Here is an 18,067-nt window from a genome sequence, read left to right on the forward strand (position 1 = left end):
CGCACTGCTATTTAACGGGACTTGATATTACCGAGATTTATCAGAATTTCCGTGATGGCGGAACTGTCCAAAGGTTTAGAAAACAAATATCCCTGAGCTAATTCGCAGTCGATTTCTCGAAGCTGTGCTAACTGTTCGGCTGTCTCAACACCTTCGGCGATCGCATTCAATCCCAAATTGTGAGCCAAAGTCACGATCGCCCGCACAATCTGCAAAGGCTGACCACCGCCGTCAACGTTTTCGACAGCCCCCAAGCGGCTGACAAAAGAGCGATCGATCTTGAGGGTATCCAGCGGAAAGCGGTGCAAGCAACTCAAAGACGAATAGCCAGTACCGAAATCGTCGATCGACAATCGAATATTTCTACCTTTTAATTGGGCTAGCACAATATTGGCTTTCTTCACATTTTCCACGATCGCGCTTTCAGTAATCTCCAATTTTAAACAGCTCGGATCGCAGCCAGTTTCTGCCAAAATTTCATCTATCTGTTCGATCAAACTCGGTTGACCAAGCTGTTTTGCCGAAAGATTGACGCTCATTGTTAATTCCGAAGGAGCAATCATTGGAAATTGGAAATTGGAAATTGGTGGCTGGGCATCGGGCATTGGGCATTGGGCATTGGGAATTGGGCATTGGGCATCGGGCATTGGGAATTGGGCATTGGGCATTGGGCATTGGGCATTAATTTTCCCTCTTCCTTCTTCCTTCTTCCCTCTTCCTTCTTCCTTCTTCCTTCTTCCTTCTTCCTTCATTAACATTTCTTGCCAAAGGCGCAATTGTCGGCAAGCTTCCCGCAGCACCCAGGCTCCCAGAGGCACGATCAAACCTGTTTCTTCAGCTACAGGAATAAAAGTAGACGGCGGCACTAGACCCCGAACCGGGTGATGCCAGCGTACCAAAGCCTCAAAACCCTCGATCGCACCGCTGGCGATCGAAACAATTGGTTGGTAGTGCACAATAAAGTGCGAACATTGATCCTTGCTTTCCCCTAATTCCTCCTTGCCCAAAATAGCCAACCGCAGGTCATTTTCTAACTGCAACAGCGACATAGTTTGGTCGTGCATCGCCAAATTAAACACCTCGTGGCGCGCCTTGCCCAAAGCTTTAGCGCGGTACATAGCAATGTCAGCATCGCGTAGGAATTCTTCCGGGTGAGTGTACAGATTCAATCTGCCGCTTTCGGCTGCTGTGACTTCGCCTCGACTGAAAACAATGCCAATGCTAGCGGTAGTAAATACTTCGTGCCCTTCGATATGAAACGGCAAAGTCAGTTCTTTTTGTATCTTGTTAGCTGCTAGGGTGGCGTCGCTGAGGCTGTGAATGTGGTCTAGCAGGATGGTGAATTCGTCTCCTCCCAGCCGGGCGACGGTATCAGAAGGCCGCACGCAGGTTTGCAGTCGGTTTGCGAGGGCGACTAGCAGTTTGTCTCCTAGAACGTGTCCTAAAGAATCATTAACTACTTTGAAGCGGTCTAAATCTAGGAAAAGTAAACCAAATTTATAATCAGGCGACTGTTTGGATCGGCGGATGGCTTGTCCTAGCCTGTCGATGAACAAAACGCGGTTGGGCAAACCCGTCAGCGCGTCGTGAAAAGCGCCGTGCAGCAGTTGCTGTTCTACTCGCTTGCGCTCGGTGACATCTCGGATAATAATTTGGGCAGCGGTCGAGCCTTGATAAGTAGCGGGGATTCCGGCAACTTCAACGTCTATTATTTGTCCGTCGAGGCGCATCAGTTTTTGTTCGGCAAGGTCGATCGGCTGATTTTCTTCCTCGACTTGCCGAATGCGCTCTTTGGCTTTTTCCGTATAGCTTGGATGGACGAAATTCAATACCGGAAAGCCGATTAGCGCTGCCGGAGAGCTGGCGCCCAAGAGTTTAGCGCCGGCTGCATTGATGTAAGCAATTTTCCCTTGACTGTGAACGGCGATCGCTTCGGGAGACAGTTCTACTAAACGGCGATAGCGTTCTTCACTTTCTTGGAGAGATACTATCAACTTGCCTCGCTCTTTTTCAGCCTGCTGCCGTTCGACTTCCATTTGGTGAACCGCCAGAATTTTACCGATGCTTTGAGCCATCAATTCTATGATTTCTATTTCCTGGTACTCAAAATCTTTTTTCTTGATTTCTCGCGAACTAAAACTCAAAGTACCGTAAGTTTTATTGTTAACAAATATCGGCGTTCCGATGTAAGATTCCGACTGGCATTTTTTGTAAGCTGGATGTTCGCGCATCTCAATTTCTGCTCCTATATGAGCATACGCAACTGTTTTGTTAAGTTCAATCACTGCAGCGCAGTAAGTATCGCTGAGGTTCAATTCTAAGCCTTGCACGAAGTCTCCTAAATCTGTTTTCGCTGCCCGCACAATAAAAGTTTCATTCTTAACTTCAGCCAGGATGCCAATAGAAAGTCCAAACATTAAACAACCGGCTGTTAGATAATCGTCAACCAGTTCTTCAAAATTTTGATAATGATAAGTTGTAATCCGGTGCAAGTGTTTGAGATTAGCGCTAAAAGTTGCTAAAGCTTGAGACTTTAAAAATAATTCTTCTTCCGCTCGCTGGCGGTCGGTAATGTCGGTTTGAACTCCAATAAAGTGAGTTAAGTGTCGGCGCGAGTTGTAAACCGGAGCAATAGAAACTTCGTTCCAAAAAGGCGAGCCATCTTTCCGAAAGTTCTGCAATACAACTTGAGTATTCCTGCCTTCTTCAATCGCGATTCGCAGCTCTTCTACAGCCTCCCGACTCGTGTCTGGGCGCTGCAAAAACCGGCAATTTTTACCGATTAACTCATCTCTGCAATAACCCGTTATCCGCTCAAAACTGGGATTGACATAAATAATCGGATTGTCTGCAAGCGTCGCATCGGTAATTACAATGCCGTTGCTGCTGCTTTCGATCGCCCGTTCCATCATTTGCAAGCGCTCTTGCGATCGAATCCGCTCGATCGCCGCGGCTAACACGTTGGCGATCGCTTCTACAAAATAAACGTCATCTTGACTGAAAACCCGCGCTTGGTTGGTGTGAACCCCCAAAACGCCCCAGGCCTGCGAAGAGGTAGTGTTCTCCGGTTCTGCTTGTCCCAAGAAACTCTCCAGTCCCTGATTGCCGGGAACGATGACAGTGACGCCGCTGATAGCCCGGTGGTTGTGCAGCAGCGGCAACTCGCTAAATCGCGTTTCCACCCGCAAATCTTCGACGATCGTCGCTTGGCCCACTAGCAATGTGTAACCTGCTTGCGATCGGGCAGAAGCGGTAACAGTAGCGCTGCCGACGAGGCCTGGCTGCCAGCCAACCCCCGCTCGCAGCAGAAAAGCGTGGCCAGAGGGCAACAGTTCTAACAACTGACAATAATCAACGTCCAGCGTTTGAGCAATTAAAACCGCAGCTTTGTCCATCACTGCAGACAAATCTGTTTCTGCCAGGGCCTGCTGCCCCAAGTAAGCGACGGCCGCTTGCTGGCGGGCCCGCAAGTGGATTGACGCGAGCAATTCCTGCTCCTGGGCGGCGGCTCGCTTGCGATCGGTAATGTCAGAGAACACCGACAAAACTGCTCTTTCCGAGCGCAATGTCAAATACCGCATCGATACAGTTGCCCAAAACAGCGTGCCGTCAGCTTTTTTGAGACGGACTTCTGTCTCGCGGACGTGTGCATTGCGGGCGAGCCGCGACAGCAGTTCCTGGCGGTCTGAGGAGTTGTGGTAGAATATATCGACTTTTTGGCGGTCGATCGACTTGAATCCTGTCAGCCCGAAAGCCTGACGGCATAAATCGTTGCTATAAAGAATTGTGCCGTCAGCCAAACTGCTGACGATCGCGGGCATCGGCATCGAGTTGGCGATCGTCAGCATTAATTCTTTGGTTATTTGCAACTCTTGGTACAAGGCTGGCTGGGAGGCACGGCCCTGACAGTCTTCACAGTTTTCAGGAATAAAACTTTCCATTTTTTAATCGATCTCGATCTATTAGCAAGACAACTTTCTTTAAACTTGTGGTAAATGGCGAGTTCAGATGCAAAGGACGATCGACAGTAGCCCACAACACATTAATCTTAACCAGAACAACGGAGCAGAACGCCCCAAAACTGCTCGGCTGGAGTTTGGGTTCAACTATAGGTGCACGAATCGCATCTGTCTTCGGTATGAACCTCTACAGTTTCTCAAGTTGCGTTAAGTTTTTATAAGAGCGGGTACTTTGCCAAATGTGCAGCGCCAGCTCCTAATCTAAAAAGTAATGTCACCTGCCAACAACTACCGAACACTATCCGAGGAGAGAGGAGAAATGCTTGAATCTTACCGCCGTAGCGCTGCCGAACGCGCAGCATTGGGAATTCCACCGCTCCCCCTAGAAGCTGGGCAAACGTCAGAACTGTGCGAACTGCTGAAAAATCCCCCAGCAGGGGAAGAAGAAGCCCTAATAGAATTATTGCGCGATCGAGTCCCGCCCGGAGTAGACAGCGCTGCCTACGTCAAAGCTGGTTTTTTAACTGGCATTGCTAAAGGCGAAATCCACAGCCCCCTAATTGCTCCCAAATGGGCAGTTTATCTGCTGGGGACAATGATGGGCGGTTACAACGTCCAATCTTTAATCGATTTGCTCAATCCCACTGCTGAAACCGCCATTCCCTCCACCGCAGCCCGAGCATTGAGCAAAACGCTGTTAGTATTTGACGCTTTCCACGACATTCTGACTTTATCCGATACCAATCCCTACGCCAAGCAGATAGTCGATTCTTGGGCGGATGCCGAGTGGTTCACCAACCGCCCCCAACTGCCGGAAGTCATTACTGTTACAGTCTTCAAAGTTCCTGGAGAAACCAATACCGATGACTTGTCGCCAGCACCTCATGCTACCACGCGACCGGACATTCCCCTGCACGCTTTGGTGATGCTGGAAAGTAAGATGCCAGGAGCTCTGCAAACGATCGCAGATTTGAAGCAAAAAGGCCATCCCGTAGCCTACGTCGGCGATGTTGTCGGCACCGGTTCCTCGCGGAAATCGGCGATTAATTCCGTGCTGTGGCACATCGGTAACGATATTCCGTTTGTGCCCAACAAGCGCAGCGGCGGATATATTCTGGGAAGTGCGATCGCCCCGATTTTCTTCAATACCGCTGAAGATTCCGGCGCTTTGCCGATCGAATGCGATGTCTCCCAAATGGAAACAGGAATGGTAATTACCATCCATCCCTACAAAGGCGAAATCACCAACGAAGCCGGAGAAATCATCTCCACCTTCACCCTCAAACCCGACACAATTCTAGACGAAGTTCGCGCCGGCGGCCGAATTCCGCTATTAATTGGACGAACTTTAACCGACAAAACCCGCGCAGCTTTAGGACTAGAACCCAGCACTATTTTCACCCGTCCTACAATTCCAGTAGATACGGGCAAAGGCTTCACTTTAGCACAGAAAATGGTAGGCAAAGCTTGCGGTTTGTCCGGCGTTCGTCCCGGTACATCTTGCGAACCAGTCATGACAACAGTCGGCTCGCAAGATACCACCGGGCCGATGACTCGGGACGAATTGAAAGAACTTGCTTGTTTGGGATTTAGCGCCGATTTGGTAATTCAAAGTTTTTGCCACACCGCCGCTTATCCAAAACCAGTTGATGTCAAAACTCACCACGAATTGCCCGATTTCATGGCACAGCGCGCCGGCATAGCTTTGCGTCCCGGAGACGGCATTATTCACTCTTGGCTGAACCGAATGTTATTGCCAGATACAGTGGGAACCGGCGGCGATTCTCACACTCGTTTTCCGTTGGGAATTTCCTTTCCGGCGGGTTCGGGATTGGTGGCATTTGCTGCTGCTTTGGGCGTCATGCCTTTGGATATGCCGGAATCCGTTTTAGTGCGGTTTAAAGGCGAATTGCAGCCCGGAGTAACGCTCAGGGATGTTGTGAATGCAATTCCCTATGTGGCGATTCAAAAAGGTTTGTTGACTGTCGCGAAACAGAATAAGAAAAATGTCTTTTCGGGGCGGATTATGGAGATTGAAGGTTTGCCCGATTTGAAGGTCGAGCAGGCTTTTGAATTGACCGATGCGTCGGCCGAGCGTTCTTGCGCTGGATGCACGATTAAACTGAGCGTGGAGACTGTTTCCGAGTACATTCGTTCCAATGTCGCGCTGCTGAAAAATATGGTAGCGCGGGGCTATCAAGATGCGCGGACGATGATGCGCCGGGTGGCGAAGATGGAGGAATGGCTGGCTAATCCGGTGTTGATGGAGGCGGATGCTGATGCGGAATACGTTGAAATCATCGAAATCGATTTGAACGAGATTAAAGAGCCAATTGTGGCTGCTCCCAATGACCCGGATAATGTTAAGTTGTTGAGTGAGGTTGCGGGCGATCGCGTTGACGAAGTATTTGTCGGTTCTTGCATGACAAATATCGGTCACTACCGCGCCACTGCGAAGGTGTTGGAAGGTGCAGGGGAAGTTAAAACTCGCCTGTGGATTTGTCCGCCAACTCGGATGGACGAACAGCAACTGAAAGAAGAAGGTTACTACAGCATTTTTGGAGCCGCTGGAGCTCGCACAGAAATGCCAGGTTGCAGTCTTTGTATGGGCAATCAAGCGCGGGTTAAAGATGCGACAACGGTGTTTTCAACTTCGACTCGCAACTTTAACAACCGCATGGGCAAAGATGCACAAGTTTATCTCGGCTCGGCGGAATTGGCGGCAGTTTGTTCGCTCTTGGGTCGCATTCCTACCGTCCAAGAATACAATGACATTGTGTCGCAGAGAATCGATCCTTTTGCTGGTGATTTGTATCGGTATTTGAATTTCGATCAAATTGCTGGTTTTGAGGATGAAGGGCGAGTGATTGCTTTAGAAGATATGCCTCGAATTGAGGATATTTTGGGGATTCCCGATGGTGTTTTGAGCAAGTAAAAAGTGCGGCGGGCGATCGCCCGCCTTTTGTTTATAATATGAGTAAATGAAAGACAGGAAAAAAGTAATTATATCCGAATAATTTTCAAGCACCGATAGCCAAGAGAACCTAAAATCTGCTATCCTAGAAAATCCTAAGTTTTTCAGTGGTTGTTGACAGCACACTAAATATGCGAGAATTTAGAATCAGTGGGTGTTTTTACAGCGTACCGCAATGGGGGCCAATATCTAGTTATACCGCTAGGCGATGGGTTACGACAGCAGTTTAAGATTGTCGGTATGGCAATTGAAAACAGTAATTAGAAGGACAGGTTAGAACAACAGCGCAGCTCTTGAAGTAAGGTAACTGAAGCTTTATGGGTTTCTTAGTCTTGGAACTACAGAGCGATGCTCTCAATCCAGCAATCTCTGTGTTAGTTTTGCTCCGAAAAGCTTTGGTCGTTGCAATAAAACTTAATATTCAAGAGTTTCAACACTGGGTAGAAAAAGAACTTAATGGCTATCTTAAGAAGTCTGATATCCCTCAATATCGATTCATGTGGGGAGACTTGGAAGCGCTTATTCCCTATCATGGATGGAGACAAGTCGAAGTTCCTTTGCAATTGCATGAGTTGATATGCAAAACACCTGTGCGTCAACCAATCAGTCAAATAGAAGCACTGGTTGAGACTGCCAAAGCTCCAAAGTCATCTTTAATTACTATGGCACCCGAATTGGAAGAATTATTGAAAGAGTATTATCCCATCCCCTATGAAATACGAATACATATTGATGTATCCCAAGTAAAGGGCGTATTAGAGGCTGTACGGGATGTCGTTCTTAACTGGTCATTGAAATTAGAGAAAGATGGGATTTTAGGAGAGGGAATGAGTTTTTCCCAGGAAGAAAAACAGATTGCTGCTAAGAATGATTACAATAGTTTGATTCAAGTCACTATAGGACAGTCGCAGATGCAAAAATCATCATCAGAGAGTCAGGCTAGTTCAGAAACCTTTGAAAATGACTTGCGTGGCGCAAATGTTGGCAATTTTGCCAACCAAGTTTCAGATAATGCGCGACAGCAAGCAAATCAACACATCCATTTATCTGAGCCTAAGAAAACGCTTGCAGAAGTTGCTAATGAAATTCAACAACTCATTCAACAGTTTGAGAAAACGAATCCGAATGCTACTGAAGCTGAAAAGGTTGCTTACGTTAATGATGAAACTACTCCCAGTTTCAAGCGTCGGGCAGTTGGTGCACTTCAGGCTGGAAGTGAAGCTGCTATCGAAGAATTTTTAGATAACCCCTATATAAATGTTGGGAAAGCCGTACTTAAAGGTTGGTTCAAACCAGAATAGAGTGAAGTGGGGGGCATAACAACGGTGATGCACCCGACCGCTGAGAGGTGATCGGTTATGGTGGAGAGGTGGCTACAAACCAAGGAACTTTTCTGATAAATTACAGCATATTCCTGATCGATCAAGTAAGGTAGCAGCAATTGGCTTTCCCAGGTTTGTAGGTGTACAGGATTTATATGGAATATGTTGTAGAACTAAAAAGAAATTTTAGCTGTCGCCACCTTCTGGCCATGAAACAGTCCGCCTGGAAACTAAAAAGTAAAGTCCTCCGTGATGCTCCCCCGTCTTTTGTTTAAAATATAAGTAGAGGCGAGTTCGATCGCCAATCTCTAATTCTCATCCAGGATATCGACCTGCCAATTCCTATAAATCCGATTGAGGAGAAAAAAAGTATGTCTGAACGAGCTTTAATCACTGAAAACCCTGAGACACCAACTTCAGCGCCAGAAATTCGCATTGGTAATGAAATGGTAGAGTTTCTCAGTGTAATTCAGCAAACTCCGAGAGAATATTGGCCTAATTTGCTTAAAATAATGAGGTTATTTCTGGAAAGTGTGACAGTTAAGCCAGTCTTGTCCGAGCCTCCCCAGACATCGGAGAAAATTGACATTACTAAACTGTCGCTGGAGGAACGGATACAAAGAAATCAAGGTGCAATTGAATTATTGCGATCGTGGCGAGAAGAGGATGACGAACAAGAGCAAAAAGAAATTGCGGAATGTCTAGAACAAGTGATAAATGAAGATCGGATGTCTAATCGACCCTTGTTTCAATGAGCAGAATAATTATTTTGGATTCTGGCCCATTAGGAATGGTAACAAACCCTCAAGCCAAACCTCCTTATTTGGAATGCCAACTTTGGCTAGACTCTTTACTACAAAATGGCGAAATGGTAATCCTGCCTGAAATTGCTGACTATGAGGTGCGGCGAGAATTGATTCGAGCGGGAAAAGAGAGAGGTATCAGAAAACTTGACCTATTCAAGAATGTCCTTACATACCGTCCTTTGACTTCGGAGGTAATGCTTCTAGCGGCTCAGTTGTGGGCTGACGCGAGAAGGAGAGGAAGACCAACCGCAGAACCCAATGCACTTGACGGGGATGTGATTTTGGCGGCTCAAGCAATATTGGAGGCACGTGAAGGCAATGAGGTGGTAATTGCTACAACAAATGTGGGGCATTTGTCTCAGTTTGTGGATGCTCGCGAATGGCGGCTAATTCAGTAATGTTTAAATCGATCGCACTTACCTTCTGATATACTTTGAACTACAGATATTTTTACAGACACCGTTGGCGAGATAAACAGGATGGTGGAAACAGTGGACACAATCGAAAAAATGGACGATCGCACACAAACCCGGTTTTGGGGTAAAGTTACAGTCATAGACGCGGGCGATCGTTACAAGATCAATCGCATTGAAGTCAAACCGGGGCATCACATCAGCACCCAAATGCACTATCACCGCAGCGAACATTGGGTTGTCGTCTCTGGAACCGCTAAAGTTATCTGCGACGACAAAGAGACGATTCTCATGCAGAAACAGTCAACCTACGTTCCCATGAATACTGCTCACCGCGTAGAAAATCCAGGCGTTATTCCCCTGGTGATGATTGAAATCCAAAATGGCGAATACCTAGGCGATGATGACATTATCCGCTTCGCCCAAGATGCTCGCGAGGAAGATTGATCCGACATCATAATATGAAGCAATCGCAGATGCCAGCGAAAAGCTTCGCACGCCTAACAATGACCGAAAGCATCAAGGATACAAGCCCCCGGATTCATCCGTGGGGTCAATGCTTCAATCTAAAATCTAAAATCTAAAATCTAAAATCGATTGACCCACACAGCGACCGGAAACGAGATAAATCCTACAATTAAAACTGTAGGGGCAATTCGGAAATTGCCCCTACATTATTATATTAAGCTTGTTAAGCACCAGAATTTGATATAGCAATTGGCGATCGTCCTACGGCAAAGAAGCGTTTTTCAAATCTACATTTGCCATATTGGCATTCTTTAAATTAGCACCAGTCAAGTCCGAACCGTTCAAATTTGCACCGTTCAAATTAGCATCGGTCAAATTTGCATCCCGCAAGTTGACTCCCTGTACGTCTATTCCCGACAAACTGCCACCTCTGAGGCTGACATTCGCTAAATTTGCTACAGACTGGCGAGCATTTCTCAGGTTTGCACCCACCAAATCGGCACTTTCTAAATTAGCCCCCATTAAATTAGCGCTGGTGAGGTTGGTATTTTTCAAACTGGCAATTACTAAACCCGCCAAACTCAGATTAGCGCGGCTCAAATCAGCGCCTTCCAAATTAGCCCCGTGCATTTTAGCCGCAATTAAACTCGCACCTTGCAATTTAGCTTGTTTCAGATTTGCTTGGTTCAGTTTGGCTTCGTTGAGGTTAGCACCGTTCAAATTTGCACCCCGCAGATTTGCACCGCTCAAGTCTGCACCGCTCAGATTCGTACCAGCAAGCTGCGCTCCTGTCAAGTCACATTTGCTACATTGTTTAGTTTCTAATAGTTGCTTGACTTGTGATACGTTTTCTGCTTTTACTCCCGAGGCACAACCGATCGCAATCAGCAGCCCTGTTGTTAAAATTCCAAGTTTCATATACTTACCCTCAGCAATCTCTCTCTCTTTAATAATATCCCACATATTTTGAGAGGCTTGGGTGATCGGTCTCTTTGATAAACTGTGACAATCATCACCCTGTTGTGCACATAATATGCAATAATAATTGACGTTTCAACTCCGGCCAATTATTGTAAAGAATTATTGCTTTTTCAGGAACCAAAAAGGAAAAGATTGCGTCGGTTCTAAACGGACGCCGGTAATATTTTTCTGAGCAAAAGTGTAGTCCTTATCCTGCCAAAGAGGGATGAAAGGTACATCTTGACCCAGTATATCTTGAATTTCGGCAAACAGGGCTTTGCGGGTTTGAGGGTTTGCTTCTTTGCGCTGCCTGTCGATCAGTTTATTTACCCGATCGCTATAATAAAACGAACCCTGACCTTGACTGGCACCCTTTTCACAGCCCCCGGCGGCCGAACCCGTGGCACAATCCAAAAACGGCTGAATATAATTGTCGGCGTCGAAAAAGTCGGCATACCAATCAACTAAAACCGCAGGATAAATCCCCTTCTCTATATTTTGAAACAAAGTCGGAGATTCAACGCTGTTAATTTCTACCTGCATTATCCCGTCCATTTTGAGTTTAGCTTGCGCCTCGATCGTACTCGCCACTAAAGCTCGTTTTGTGGAAGCTGAAGGATACCAAATTTGCAGGACAAAAGGATTTGCGGCCGAGTATCCCGCTTTCGTTAAAAGTTCCTTAGCCTTTGCTGTGTTGGCATCGCCGTACAGTTCTTTAAAAATCGGTTTTTGAACGTCGAAGGTTGTGGGAATCAGACTGTAAAGCGGTTGTGCTTGTCCCCGCAGTACGCGATCGTTAATCAGCGGGCGATCCATCGCTGCTGCGATCGCCTGTCTCACTTCTAACTTATCAAGCGGTTTAGACTTGGTATTCAGCGTCATGTAACTAACCGTACTGCTTTCCCCCGCGATTTCCTGCCATTTCCCTTGTTTTGCTCCATCGCCCAAGCTGCGAACTTGGTCAGCATCCAGAGACAAATAAGCCACATCGACTCCACCAGTCCGAAAACTATTGAACAAATTTGACGAACTAGAAAGCAGTAAAAGGTCAATTCCTTGATTAACTGGTTTTTCTCCCCAATATTTGTCAAACACGTCAAACTTGAGAGAATCGCTGCCGTACTTCGCCAACTTGTAGCGTCCAGTTCCTACAAACGTATCGGGTTTAAATTTACCCTCCCCAATCTCGTAAGCTTTTGGAGAAACTGCACAAATACCGGCAAATGTCAACAGGGAAGGAAAAGCAGCAAAAGGCTTTTTGAGTTGAAAAGTTACTTCGTATTCGCCCGTCGCTTTCACAGATTCTACTGCATCGCTCAACAAGAAAGCCGGACGGCCGCCATTTTTGATAAACCGCTGCAAGGAAAACTCCATTGCTGCGGCGTTAAAAGGTGTGTCGTCGTGAAAAATAACGCCTTGACGCAAGGGGATTGTATATGTCAACCCATCTTGGCTAACTTTTGGAAGTGCTGTCGCTAAGTGGGGAATTAACTCAGTAGTTCCCGACTTGTAAGTGTAGAGAGTATCGCCCAAATTTTGCAGCAGTTGCCCTGAGATAATTTCGTAAGCATCCGCAGGGTCGATCGTCCGCAATTTCAAAGTTGTGCCAATAGTAACGCGGTTATTAGCATTTTCGCCGCTCGCATTCACCGATCGACGCGAGCCCTGTCCGCAACTTGCAGTTAACAAGCAGCACAGACAGAACAGAGCTATAGCTTTAATCACTGAAGGTTTTATAGATATTCTAGACTGCTGCTTGTTGATTCTCATCGGCTTTTTTTGACACTCCAAATTACTGATTATATTATCAGGACTTACGCACTATTAGACTAGAAACCGGATTTATTCGTAGATTCTCCTGCCATACAAATATCGCTGCCTAACCAAAGCAAGCCGAAAACTTGGTGACGTTCGATCGGCTTGAACTCGATCGCATCAATCCTTAGAGCTTGCTGGGCGATCGCTGTTCTTGCTAAGAATTGCGGCGATCGTCTTAATTAATTCATCCGGTTCGATCGGCTTTGCCAGATGTCGTTGAAATCCAGCTTGCAAAGCTTGCTGTCGATCGAACTCGCCCGCATAGGCAGTCAGGGCGATCGCCGGAATCAGCCCACCCCGTTCTGGCGGTAAGGCTCTCACTTGCCGCAACAGCATATAGCCATCCATCTCCGGCATTCCAATGTCGCTCAACAGGACATCTGGCTGGAACCCAGCCAACGCCGTGAGAGCTTCTTGAGCGACAGCAACAGTCACTACCTCTGCACCTGCGTCTTCTAGCAAAAAGGAAATCAAGTCTCGCATATCCGGCTCATCATCTACAACCAGTACCCGCATCCCCGATAACGGTTCATCCGCAGTCGATCGTTCCGAAACTCCTGCAAAAGAGTTTTCTTGTCCCTTTACCTTCCCCGATAGGGGCAGTCTGACGGTAAAGGTAGCTCCTAGCCCTTCACCGGGGCTATCTGCCGCAACGGTGCCGCCGTGCAGTTCGACTAGATGCCGCACGATCGCCAGCCCCAATCCCAAGCCGCCAAACTTGCGGGTTGTGGCGCCATCTTCTTGCCGGAAGTAGTCAAACACGTAGGGTAAAAACTCCCGTGCGATGCCAATCCCTGTATCCGCCACCGTAATTTGAGCCCGATCGCCAACACGAGTCAAATTCACCTCAACGCGCCCCCCGGCCGAGGTGAATTTGACCGCATTGGAAACAAGATTCCAGACAATCTGCTGCAAGCGGCCCGAATCCCCCAAAATTAGTCCGATCCGAGCATCTAACACAGTCTGAATGTCAATGGATTTGGCAACGGCAGCCAAACTGACGGTTTCGATCGCCGATTCCACAGTTAAAGCTAAATCGACTGGACGAATATTAAGAGTGAGCTTGCCTTGGAGAATTTTCGAGACATCGAGCAAATCTTCAATCAGTTCAGTTTGCAGCTTGGCGTTTCGTTCGATCGCCGCTAACGCCTGTGCGGTTTTGGCAGCATCCAGCTTGCCAGTTTGCAGCAGCTTTGACCACCCCAGGATGGGATTGAGGGGCGATCGCAATTCATGGGACAGTACCGCTAAAAACTCATCCTTGATGCGATTTGCCTGTCTTAGCTGTTCCGCTTGCTGCTGGAGTGAAGCGGTCAGGTTTGCCCGTTCCATAGCGATCGCGATCTGGTCACAGGTCGATCGCAGCAGCTCGATTTCTGCAGGCGTAAAGTGCGTCCGAGTCTGACTGGCAAATGAAAGCGTTCCTAACAACCGCCCTCGAGCGATTAACGGTTGACCCGCGTAAGCCGTGATGCCACTTTCACAGACGGCTTTAGCATTCGGATGAGTGGAAAGTTGGGCTTGATTCAAGACAATTTGTTGCTGCGTTTGAGCAACCAGTCCGCAGAGATATTCACCTAATTCGATCCAGGCGATCGGCTGCGCTGTTTCTTCAGAGATCCCATCGTAGTTTTTCAAATGCAGCATCGGGTGGTTGTCTTTTTCTTCCACCATGAAGTTGTAGTAACAGTGCAGGTCGAGTTGCACTGAAAGTTTGCTGAATAGCGCGTGCATCAACGCCAGAGGCTGTTCTGTATTCAAGAGATCGCGGGTAGTTTCATAGAGCAATTGCAGTCGCTCACTTGCTTGCCGTTGTGCGGTCTTGTCCTGCATGATTTTGACAAATCCCTGCGGACAATCCGCTTCATTAAGCAGGGGCATCATCAATCCACTTGCCCAAAAGCGATTCCCATCTTTGCGGACGTGCCAGCGTTCGTCTTCTGCCCGTCCTTGCGTTAGAGCCGTTTGCCTCTCGTACTCAGCTTGTCCTTGTTCGTTATCTTCGGGCGTGAAGATCATCCGAGCGGGGCAACCAATTGCTTCTGTCTCGGTATAGCCCAAAAGCCTCTGTGCCCCTGAGTTCCAACTCGCAATGATGCCGTTAAGGTCGAGGGTAAAGATTGCATAATCTTTGGCGCTTTCAAAGATCAGGCGCAGGCGGGATTCACTCTCGCGCAGGGCTTCCTCAGCTTGTTTGTGGTCTTCAATATCAACACAGGAGCCGATGTAGCCCAAGAACTCACTTTCCAATCCGTAGCGAGGAACAGCTTCATCCATAACCCAACGGTATATGCCATCACAGCGTTTCAAGCGATATTCCATCTTGAACGGTTGACGGGCCTCAAAGGCAGTCACATAGGTGTCTAAACACCGATCGAGGTCGTCGGGGTGGACTCCTTCTGTCCAGCCATTGCCCCTTTCTTGCTCGATCGTCCGTCCCGTAAAGTTGAGCCACGGCAGGTTGAAGTAATAACCGAGTTTATCGGTGTCAGCCATCCAAATCATCACAGGGGCGGCATCTGCCATCAGCCGGAACCGTGTCTCGCTCTCCCGCAGTTTGGCTTCGGCTTGTTTGCGATCGGTGATATCGTTGACCAGTGCTACAAACCCCTCAACTGTTCCCTGGCTGTTGAAGCGGGGAACATAGGTCGCATCGATATCACGGGTTCCACCATCTTTGCAGGGAAGTTGGCTTTCAAAGGTCACTTCCTGTCCTGCCAATACTTGCTCAACATAAGGACGAATCCCTTCATAGCCAGTTTCGCCTAAAATCTCTCGGAGGTGCTTGCCGTAGATTTCCGCTGCCGGATGTCCAAACCATTCTTCATATGCTCGATTGTTGAAGCGGTAGCGTTGGTCTGAGTCTACAAAGGAGATCGAGGCAGGCACGGCATTGGTGACTAAACGAAGTTCTGCTTCTCGTTGTTGCAATACTTCCTCGGCAAGTTTTCGATCGGTGACATTTCGTAAATAAATGGTAATCCCGTTCGCGGCAGGGTAGGCGCGAACCTCATACCACCGATCGCGAGCGGGATAAAACGCCGTGACTGACAAAGCCACGCGCTCGTTTGCCACGCGCCGATAAACCCGCTCAAACTCGCTGCCATCGAGTCCTGGGAATTCTTCCCACAAATTCTTCCCAATCAGATCGCCTGCAGTGCGGTCTAGCAGAATTCCGCCAGACGGATTCATGTAAGTGAAACGCCAATTCTCATCAATGGCAAAGAATCCATCATCAATGCTCTCCAGAATGTTCCGAGTCTGCTCTTCGCTTTGACGCAATGCTGCTTCGGCAAGTTTTCGATCGCTGATATCGATTAATACGCCCTGCATCGAAATTATTATGCCATCAGCGTTGTAGGCGCAATCGCTCTTTGCCAAAATCCAACGAACGGTGCCATCTGCCCACAGCGTCCGATACTCTATTTCAGTATGCGGTTGATTCGCTTGTAGCTCAGTGATGACGGTGTGAACGAACTGGCGATCGTCGTGATGCACGGCTTCTAAAAACACCTGCACCGACATTGCCGTATTGAGGGGTAAACCAAACATCGCTTTGGCTATATCCGTCCAAGTCAGCGTGTCAGTTTCCATATCCCAATACCACAAACCCAAATTGCCGCCTTCGGAAGCCAGTCGGAGCTGTTCTGCGCTCTGGCGCAACGCCTGAAACGATCGATCGCGCTCGAACGCGATGCTGGCAACTTTGGTGCCGAACTCCGCGAGTTTATATTCCCAATCCGTCGGCCTCCGCGCCTCGCTAAAGCACAGCATCAGCGACCCCAGAGGTAAATTGTCCTGCGCGAACACGGGCTGAGAATGACACCCTAGAATGCCATGAGCCACGCATAAATTTCGCCATGCTTGCGACCAGCGACCGTCGGTGGCAATGTCGGCGCAGGTCACGGGCTGACCGCAATACACTGCTTCGCCGCAGGTTCCAATGCACAAATCGTTAATCGGAGCATCCTTGAGTCCTTCACCAAAAGACGGTGGAAAGTCTGGAGTAATGGATCTCTTAAACGTCAGCCGCTGAAAATCGGCTAGCAGGAAGCAGGCGCGGGTACCCGGATTCAGCCTGGATACTGAGTCGCACACGGCTGCAAGACAGTCGTCTAGTGGCTGCCCGAAGGCGATCGACTCCAGCAGTCGTTTCTGCTCGATTAGGAGGAGTTCCGCCTGTTTGCGATCGGTAATGTCAGCAAGCAAAACGGTCAGTCCACTGGGCGAAGGGTAAATGCGATGGTCGTGCCAACCTTTCCAAGGTGAGTACAGATAATCAAACTGGAGCGGCGTTTGTTCGCGGATTGCCCGATGAAATTGCACGTAAGCATCGGTGTCAACGGCAGCCGGAAATAACTCCCAAACGTTCTGACCCAGAATCGCTGACCGCTGCATTCCAACCATTTCACAGTAGCGATCGTTGGCATAGGTGTAGCGCCAATCGCGATCGAGGATGTAAAACCCATCGTTGATGCTAGAAAGTACCGTTTCTAGCTGTTCTTTTGCCGCAGTCGCCGCAGCTTGTGCTGCGGAGTCCCGAACTTGCGCCTTTTGTTCTCGCTCTATTGCCTCCTGTAAAGTTTGCAAGGCTGCTTTTGCGTTTTTTAGAGCAGTGCGCCGCGATCTATTGAGTGAAGCGATCGATCCTGCCGCGATCGAAAACATACCCAGCCGAACAATTGTCTCTACATTAAATATCTGTAAGGAATAGAACGGCTCAATAAAAAAATAGTTGATTGCCAGCGTGGATAAAATTGTTGCCAGCAACCCAGCCCCGAAACTGCCATACCAGGCACTCACCATCACTGCGATGAAAAACAGGGGCATCGTGGTTGGGTAGAGCCACGGTAAAAGCGATCGGGTTAGCCCCAGTGCCAGAGCCACGGAGAGAGTAGCGACACCATAAGGAAGTAGTCGAATATCTCTGAAAATGCTTTTGATTCCCTCTAAACTCACGCTTTGTACTCCTTATCCGAAAAATATCTTGCTCGCAGCGCCTTACTCATCCAGCAAGATGTCTATTTGGTTGAGTGCCAAGCGAGAAGGCGTAGCGCGTCCATTTTCGCAACGATTAATTGTGGGAAAGGTCATGCCTAATTCATCAGCCAACTTTTCCTGAGACAGCTTCAGCGCTTGCCGCAGTTCTCGCACCCAATTACCGATCGCTGGTTGTTCTGCCTTCAGCCGTTCTATTTTGAGAGGCATCAGCAATAATATCAATTCCGTTTGATTCGGACTTTTATTATATCAAGTTCTGTTATCGAGTAAGATTAAATCAACCGCGAAGACGCCAAAAGCGCGAAGGAAGAACTGCATCTTCTTCTTTCTCTTCTTTTTTTGTGTT

Annotated in this window: 10 protein-coding genes; 5 read left to right on the forward strand and 5 right to left on the reverse strand. The window is 48.1% G+C overall.

Annotation, left to right across the window (positions count from 1 at the left end; genetic code table 11):
• Positions 1–11 precede the first annotated feature (11 nt).
• Positions 12–3,941, reverse strand: coding sequence for an EAL domain-containing protein (locus QUA56_RS10885; protein ID WP_333357023.1), 3,930 nt, complete (start codon positions 3,939–3,941; stop codon positions 12–14).
• 337 nt (positions 3,942–4,278) lie between these two features.
• Here QUA56_RS10885 and acnB point away from each other — a divergent pair, with 337 nt between their 5' ends.
• The 5 genes from acnB to QUA56_RS10910 all read left to right on the forward strand — a co-directional run bounded on the left by acnB (position 4,279) and on the right by QUA56_RS10910 (position 9,921).
• Positions 4,279–6,894, forward strand: coding sequence for a bifunctional aconitate hydratase 2/2-methylisocitrate dehydratase (acnB, locus tag QUA56_RS10890; RefSeq protein ID WP_333357026.1), 2,616 nt, complete (start codon positions 4,279–4,281; stop codon positions 6,892–6,894).
• Between the two features lie 356 nt (positions 6,895–7,250).
• Entirely contained in the window at positions 7,251–8,234 is a 984-nt protein-coding gene (locus tag QUA56_RS10895) for an AbiTii domain-containing protein (protein WP_333357028.1), read from the forward strand.
• 392 nt (positions 8,235–8,626) lie between these two features.
• Positions 8,627–9,010: a hypothetical protein gene (locus QUA56_RS10900; RefSeq protein ID WP_333357031.1), complete on the forward strand. Its 384-nt coding sequence runs from the start codon at positions 8,627–8,629 to the stop codon at positions 9,008–9,010.
• Positions 9,007–9,459, forward strand: a complete 453-nt coding sequence (locus QUA56_RS10905) for a nucleic acid-binding protein (RefSeq protein WP_333357033.1) — start codon at positions 9,007–9,009, stop codon at positions 9,457–9,459. The genes QUA56_RS10900 and QUA56_RS10905 overlap by 4 nt, the downstream gene beginning before the upstream one ends.
• Before the next feature lie 81 nt (positions 9,460–9,540).
• Positions 9,541–9,921, forward strand: coding sequence for a cupin domain-containing protein (locus QUA56_RS10910; protein ID WP_445242896.1), 381 nt, complete (start codon positions 9,541–9,543; stop codon positions 9,919–9,921).
• 282 nt (positions 9,922–10,203) lie between these two features.
• On the opposite strand, the gene QUA56_RS10915 is transcribed toward QUA56_RS10910, so the two are convergent.
• From QUA56_RS10915 to QUA56_RS10930, 4 genes are all read right to left on the reverse strand, one after another.
• Positions 10,204–10,860 (reverse strand): pentapeptide repeat-containing protein, encoded by a 657-nt coding sequence (locus QUA56_RS10915; RefSeq protein ID WP_333357036.1) that lies wholly within the window; start codon positions 10,858–10,860, stop codon positions 10,204–10,206.
• Positions 10,861–11,022: 162 nt separating this feature from the next.
• Positions 11,023–12,672, reverse strand: coding sequence for an ABC transporter substrate-binding protein (locus tag QUA56_RS10920; protein ID WP_333357039.1), 1,650 nt, complete (start codon positions 12,670–12,672; stop codon positions 11,023–11,025).
• A gap of 165 nt (positions 12,673–12,837) precedes the next feature.
• Positions 12,838–17,679, reverse strand: a complete 4,842-nt coding sequence (locus QUA56_RS10925; protein WP_333357041.1) for a PAS domain S-box protein — start codon at positions 17,677–17,679, stop codon at positions 12,838–12,840.
• Between the two features lie 42 nt (positions 17,680–17,721).
• Positions 17,722–17,928 (reverse strand): helix-turn-helix transcriptional regulator, encoded by a 207-nt coding sequence (locus QUA56_RS10930; protein ID WP_333357043.1) that lies wholly within the window; start codon positions 17,926–17,928, stop codon positions 17,722–17,724.
• Positions 17,929–18,067 lie beyond the last annotated feature (139 nt).

Source organism: Microcoleus sp. N3A4 (assembly GCF_036701805.1).
Lineage (GTDB): Bacteria > Cyanobacteriota > Cyanobacteriia > Cyanobacteriales > Microcoleaceae > Microcoleus.